Genomic DNA, 6,206 nt, shown 5'->3' with positions numbered 1-6,206 from the left:
GTCAGAATTGCCGCCCGCTTGCGTCGATCGGCTGCCATCTGCAATTCCATCGATTCCTGTACAGTTTTAGAAGGGATAATATCGCGCAATTCTACCCGCGTTACTTTCACTCCCCAAGGATCAGTAACAATATCTAAATCTCTGAGCAAGATTTCATTAATTTGAGAACGAGCAGTAAAGGTTTGTTCGAGATCCAGTTGACCCATTTCGGCGCGAATTTGAGTCAGCACCATATTTACCATTGCTGACTGGAGATTTTCTACTTTGTAACAAGCTTTTTCCAAGTCTACAATGCGCCAGTAAACCACAGCATCAACCGTGAAGGAAACGTTATCCCGGGTAATACAAGCTTGCGGAGGAATATCTAAGACTTTTTCCCGAATTGTTTGCTCGTAAACGACGCGATCGAGAAACGGCTTGACAAAATTCAAACCGGGTTCCAGTTTTTTGCCGCTGTATTTACCTAAAGTTTCCACCAGTGCTTCATTTCCCTGATTGATAATCTTGACGGAACCTGCGAGGGCAGAGCCGCCTAGTGCTAAAAATACAAGTAAAAAAAGTTGTTCCACGGTCGCCTCCTATAAATGTTGACTGTTGACTGTTGACTGTTGACTGTTAACTGTTAACTGTTGACTAATGACTAATGACTGATGACTAATGACTAATGACTAATGACTGATGACTAATGACTGATGACTAACTACTAATTGTCTGTGATTAATTACGCATTTTGTTTAAGAATGCAATAAATTTTCTGGCAAAACTATCAGAGTAGTGCCTTTTCGTCCCACGACAATTACGTTTTGGTTGGGGGGGATGGCGGCGTTCGTGTCTTCGCAGCGAGCTCGCCAAGAATTCCCCTCATAAATGACTCGGCCGGCTTCTCCGGGGGGAATTTCTGTTAAAGTTTTTGCTTCCTGAGAATCTGCGATCGCCCTTACCTTGCCTTTTGGTATCAACCGCCGAGACAGCAGCACAAAAACCGTCGAAAATACCATCCACAGGAATATTTGTAAATTAACGTAAGGTAGAACTAGAGAGCATCCAGCTACGGCGAAAGCGCTCAGTCCCATCATAAAAGCGACAAAAGCAGTCGGGAGAAATAGCTCTGCCAAACAGAGCAAAGACCCAACTAGCAGCCAAAGGAGCGTAGGAGTCAAGATCATAAAAAGAATAGGTGATACTATTTAGATCTTAGATTTGAAATTTAAGATTTAAGAATTGCCAACAACTGACTCTGCAAGGGTTTGCCACTTGCGGGCCCTAAGAGCGATTTTTCGCACAGCGGTACGAGGTTGAGGCTTCCCTCCTACTCCAAGTCAGAGTTTAGTAACTTAAATTACAATTTTAGCCGATGCAGACTGGCAGAAACTACAATTTCTAGGGGCCCAAAGGCAGTTAAGAAATTGATAGGGGCTAAAATCAGTTTATTCTCAAGCTCATGAATTTGGGCTGGCGAATCATATATCTTCAGAATCTTTTTACACAAAGTATTTCGATATGATCAGCAGTTTCTCCGAACCGATTTATTGCCCGAATCTTAGCTGTGCCGATCCCCGCAATACCTTTGGCCGCCAGCAGTGTGCAGCTTGCGAAACCGATTTAATTTATCGCTATTTGTGGGCAGTGGGGCAAGCAGCCGAGGAAGTGCCCGCGGGTAAGGTAATAGCCGATCGATACTTTGTCATTGCACCCCAAATCTGGCTCGACAGCCGTCCTGCTCTGCCTCCGAGCGTCCCGGAACAACTGCCTGATACCATTATGCCTTATCTGCATTTGTATCCCCAACGGCTGCATACGCCGGAAGTCTACGGTTTTTGTGCCCTGGGGGAAGCACCAGAAGCGGCAGAGGCGCTGTTGTTGGAAAATGTGCCAATCAATAATTTCGGTCGCCTGTATCCTTCTATTTTAGAAGCTTGGTCTGGGACAACCGCCACGCGCCAAGTTTACTGGCTGTGGCAAATGCTCCAACTGTGGGCGCCGCTGTCGGAACAGGGAGTCGCTTCGAGTTTGTTGGTACCGGAAAATTTGCGGGTCGAAGGTTGGCGGGTACGCCTGCTGGAACTGCACCGGGGCAATTTTGTACCGACGCTGCGGGATTTGGGAGATGTGTGGTCAGGTTTGGTGGAATCGGCCGGGCCCGAGGTGCAGTCGAGACTCGGAGAGATTTGTCAGTTTATGCGCCGCACCAGCATGCCTTTCGAGGCGATCGCCCTGGAACTAAACGATTTACTATTAGAACAAGCCGCTAAATTGCCTCTGCACTTAGAAGTAGTCGGCATGACCGATACCGGGCCGCAGCGATCCAAAAATGAAGACAGTTGCTATCCGACTGCTGCTGATTTTCAATCTAGCAAAACTTCAGGGAACGACAAACTAATTCCTTACTTGACCATGGTTTGCGACGGAGTTGGAGGCCACGAAGGAGGAGAAGTTGCCAGTCAATTAGCCGTCCAGTCCCTGAAAGCTTTAATCCAAAATTTGCTCACAGAAATCACTCAACAAGAAGAGTTGATGACGCCAACAATGGTCATCAAGCAACTCGAAGAAATAGTGAGAGTTGTCAATAATGTGATTTCCGCTCAAAATAACGAGCAGGGAAAAGAGTTGCGGCAGCGGATGGGGACCACTTTGGTGATGGCCCTCCAATTGCCTCAAAAAGTGAAAAATTCCGAGGATTCGCCCTCAAATAACAGTCACGAACTTTATTTAGTCAATGTTGGAGACAGCCGCGCTTATTGGATTGGCAAAAATTACTGTCAGCGGCTGACCGTGGACGACGACGTAGCGTCAAGGGAAGTCCAACTAGGACACTGTTTATACTGGGAAACTCAACTGCGAGCAGATGCAGGAGCCCTGACTCAAGCTTTGGGCACGCGGGACGCCGATTTCCTGCGCCCGACGATTCAGCGATTTATTGTCGAAGAAGAAGGCTTACTACTGCTGTGTTCCGACGGTTTGAGCGACAACGACTGGGTAGAGCAATCTTGGGAGAATTACGGGCCAGAGGTGCTTGAGGGCAAAATGTCTTTGGAAGCCGCGGTTGAGTCTTGGATTCGTCTCGCCAACGAGAAAAACGGTTATGACAACACCTCCGTGGTGGCAACTCACTGTCGGATGTCGCCCGATAAATTGGTACTGTTTAATCCGGCGGAGGCGTCAGCGCCAGTGTCAGCGCCAGTGTCAGCCTCGGTGTCGCTGCCGCCGTCCCTGCCGCGGTCCCTCCAGAAGTCGGGGCTCCGTGCAGAACCTCCGCTTCCTGAATCGTCCAAAAAGTTGCTGTACCCCGAAACTACCCCCGCCCCGGAACCAGTTGAAAAAACGGGTTTCAAGCTTTCACTGCCCCTACTGGGGCTGTTGGGGCTGATATTAGCCTGCGGCGGTTTAGGTTTGTGGGTGCGCAGCCGCCAGCCAGAGCCCGAACAAGTTCCGCCACCGCCGGAAACTGCCGCCCCGAGTCCTGCGGAAATTCCCTCGCCCGGGGCCGAGAGTCCCTCGCCGTCGCCCGAATCGACTCCTGCGGAAATTCCCTTGCCCGAAGAAGCGGCAACTCCTTCGCCATCACCGGAGTAAGGGAGTTTGAATTAAGCAGAACGTTTCAACTGAAATGTTGGACCATTCTTGTTTAGGAACAGGCATCTTGCCTGTTCCTAAACAAGAAAATTCATCTGTTGTGGAACAGGCATCTTGCCTGTTGTTGACGAACAGGCAAGATGCCTGTTCCACAAGAAAATTCATCTGTTGTGGAACAGGCATCTTGCCTGTTGTTGACAATGGTGCAAGATGCACCCGTTTCATAAAACGCAGATACTTTCCGGCGGCACGGCAACTCGAACGCTGTCGCCGACTTTGTGTCGCTGCAAGTCATCTCTGTGCAAGTTTTGTCGGCGAAGGGCGATCGAACTTTTAGCAGTCAACCGCACCGTATAGCGCGTGTCAGTACCAATATAAATAGCCTCTTCTACTATTCCCGGCCAGCTATTTTCAACATCATAATTAGCCGGGTAAATAGCAGCTTTTTCAGGCCGCAACACTAGGGTAACAACTTTACCAGCGGGTATATCTTCTGCTGTCGCAACTAACACGGGCAAATGCTGGTCAACCAACACGATTATTTGACCCTGTTGCTTTTCTACTACTTGCCCGGTTAAAAAATTGCTATCGCCAATAAAATCAGCAACAAACCGAGTTTTAGGATATTCATAAATATCAACAGGCGTCCCCACTTGTTGCAGTTTTCCTCCATCCATCACTGCAATTCTGTCCGACATCGTTAGTGCTTCTTCCTGATCGTGAGTAACATAAATAAACGTAATTCCCAATTGACGCTGCATTTTTTTCAATTCTAATTGCATCTCTTTACGCAATTTTAAATCCAGCGCTCCTAGGGGTTCATCTAACAGCAAAACAGACGGCTGTTTGACTAATGCTCTTGCTAGTGCTACTCGCTGCTGCTGTCCCCCTGACAGTTGGCGGGGATAGCGTTTTTCTACATCGGTTAACTGTACTAATGCTAAGGCTTCAACAACGCGATAGCGAATTGTTTTCTCAGGCAAATTCTCCATTTCCAACCCAAAAGCGGCATTTTGTGCTACTGTCATGTGCGGAAATAAAGCATAGTTTTGAAATACCGTATTCACAGGGCGGTGAAAGGGTGGGCGATTTTGCATCGCTTGACCGTGAATGTAAATTTCGCCCGCTGTGGGAATTTCAAAACCCGCTATCATTCGCAAAGTTGTAGTTTTGCCGCAGCCGGAAGGGCCGAGTAAAGAAAAGAATTCTCGATCGTAAATTTGCAGGTTGATGTTGTCTACAGCTAAGAAATCTTGACTGCGGACACTTTTAAATACTTTGGAAACTTCTAAAACTTCGACAGCGTGCATTGTGTTAGTATTTGTGAGTGATAAAAATCTGAGTTATAGTCCGGTTAAACTGATATCTTGCACCATTATCAATTACTTGTTTAGGAACGGGCAATTACTTGTTTATGAACGGGCAAGATGCCCGTTCCACAAAACTTAATTTTCTTGTGGAACGGCCATCTTGCCCGTTCTTGACGATGGTGCAACTCCAATACAAACTAAAAATTTAAGTAAACCCACCCGGCAGAAACCTTTGTTATATCTACTTTCCAGCCCCTGCTTTAACTTCCGTCCAAGCTTGATCGTACAATGCAGTTGCTTTTCCGACATCCTGCAATAATTTCATTTTGCCAAACACCTCAGACGGCGGGTAAATTTGAGGATTTTTCAAATCGTTCGGGTCGATTAAACCTCGATCGATTGCTGCTTTGTTGGGCGAGCCATAGTGGGTAAAATTAGACACTTTAGCGCCTACTTCTGGCTGCAAAATAAAGTTAATAAATTTCTCCGCTAACTCTTTCTGGGGCGCACCTTTGGGAATTGCCATGTTGTCAGAAAAGATAATTGTTCCTTCTTTGGGAATAGCGTAGCGGAGATTAGGATTTTCTTTCATAACTTGGAAAACATCGCCGCTCCATTCCATCGTCAGATTTACTTCTCCTTGATCGAGCAGATTTTGACCGGTGTCGGGGACAAAAGCAGCAATGATATTTTTACTTTTAATCAGCAAATCGCGGGCTTTGTTAATCTCTTCGGGATTGGTTGTATTTGGGTCAAATCCTAAATACATTAAAACGCCTGCAAATGTGTATCTGGCATCGTCTTGCCACGCGACTTTTCCGGCATATTTAGAATCAAACATCGCCGCCCAACTGTTGATATCGCCCTTGGTTGCTTTCACGTTATAGCCAATTCCCATCGTTCCCCACTGGTAGGGCAGGGAATATTTATTCCCCGGGTCAAAAGCTTGATTGATAAACTTAGGTTCGAGGTTTTTTTGGTTGGGAATCTTATTAAGATTCAGCGGTTCAATTAAATTTTCTGCGATCATGATTTTCACCATGTAATCGGCGGGAAATATTAAGTCGTAACCCGGGTTTCCCTCTTTGAGTTTGGCATAGAGTGCGTCGCTGTTCTCGAAAGTGTCGTATTGAATTTTAACATTGTTCTCTTTCTCGAATTGGGCGATCGCTTCTGGGGCGATATAACTTGCATAATTGTAAATGCTAAGCACTTGCTGCTGGTTGCCACCTGTGGGGCTACAGCCGAAAGCCACCGTTGCACTCATCACAAACAAAAGTAGGAAAGTCAGCAGGCGTTTCATAGGTTTTGCTAATTGCAGAC

General features: G+C 46.8%; 6 protein-coding genes. 1 reads left to right on the top strand and 5 read right to left on the bottom strand.

The window, feature by feature from the left end:
• Positions 1-569, bottom strand: a 569-nt coding sequence (locus ACUVJL_RS17220; protein WP_445246969.1) for an SPFH domain-containing protein, incomplete at its 3' end; no start/stop codon positions are given.
• 165 nt (positions 570-734) lie between these two features.
• Complete coding sequence (locus tag ACUVJL_RS17215) at positions 735-1,166, bottom strand: NfeD family protein (protein ID WP_445246968.1); 432 nt, start codon at positions 1,164-1,166, stop codon at positions 735-737.
• Between the two features lie 334 nt (positions 1,167-1,500).
• Here ACUVJL_RS17215 and ACUVJL_RS17210 point away from each other — a divergent pair, with 334 nt between their 5' ends.
• Positions 1,501-3,573 carry a protein phosphatase 2C domain-containing protein gene (locus ACUVJL_RS17210; protein ID WP_445246967.1) on the top strand — a complete coding sequence of 691 codons (2,073 nt, stop codon included), beginning with the start codon at positions 1,501-1,503 and terminating at the stop codon, positions 3,571-3,573.
• Here ACUVJL_RS17210 and ACUVJL_RS17205 read toward each other — a convergent pair.
• The 3 genes from ACUVJL_RS17205 to ACUVJL_RS17195 all read right to left on the bottom strand — a co-directional run bounded on the left by ACUVJL_RS17205 (position 3,562) and on the right by ACUVJL_RS17195 (position 6,186).
• Positions 3,562-3,756 carry a hypothetical protein gene (locus tag ACUVJL_RS17205; RefSeq protein ID WP_445246966.1) on the bottom strand — a complete coding sequence of 65 codons (195 nt, stop codon included), beginning with the start codon at positions 3,754-3,756 and terminating at the stop codon, positions 3,562-3,564. The genes ACUVJL_RS17210 and ACUVJL_RS17205 overlap by 12 nt on opposite strands.
• A 38-nt stretch (positions 3,757-3,794) precedes the next feature.
• Positions 3,795-4,883: an ABC transporter ATP-binding protein gene (locus ACUVJL_RS17200; protein WP_445246965.1), complete on the bottom strand. Its 1,089-nt coding sequence runs from the start codon at positions 4,881-4,883 to the stop codon at positions 3,795-3,797.
• A gap of 241 nt (positions 4,884-5,124) precedes the next feature.
• A complete protein-coding gene (locus ACUVJL_RS17195; protein ID WP_445246964.1) occupies positions 5,125-6,186 on the bottom strand; it encodes an ABC transporter substrate-binding protein in 1,062 nt (353 codons plus the stop codon).
• Positions 6,187-6,206: the final 20 nt, after the last annotated feature.

The organism is Microcoleus sp. OTE_8_concoct_300 (genome assembly GCF_031383065.1).
GTDB lineage: Bacteria > Cyanobacteriota > Cyanobacteriia > Cyanobacteriales > Microcoleaceae > Microcoleus.
This window is presented reverse-complemented; position numbering and strand designations above follow the sequence as displayed.

What these genes read in the sequence shown, in the direction of transcription:
- ACUVJL_RS17215 (WP_445246968.1), bottom strand. Translation starts at nt 1,166, where the DNA reads ATGATCTTGACTCCTACGCTCCTTTGGCTGCTAGTTGGGTCTTTGCTC.
- ACUVJL_RS17210 (WP_445246967.1), top strand. Translation starts at nt 1,501, where the DNA reads ATGATCAGCAGTTTCTCCGAACCGATTTATTGCCCGAATCTTAGCTGT.
- ACUVJL_RS17205 (WP_445246966.1), bottom strand. Translation starts at nt 3,756, where the DNA reads ATGCCTGTTCCACAACAGATGAATTTTCTTGTGGAACAGGCATCTTGC.
- ACUVJL_RS17200 (WP_445246965.1), bottom strand. Translation starts at nt 4,883, where the DNA reads ATGCACGCTGTCGAAGTTTTAGAAGTTTCCAAAGTATTTAAAAGTGTC.
- ACUVJL_RS17195 (WP_445246964.1), bottom strand. Translation starts at nt 6,186, where the DNA reads ATGAAACGCCTGCTGACTTTCCTACTTTTGTTTGTGATGAGTGCAACG.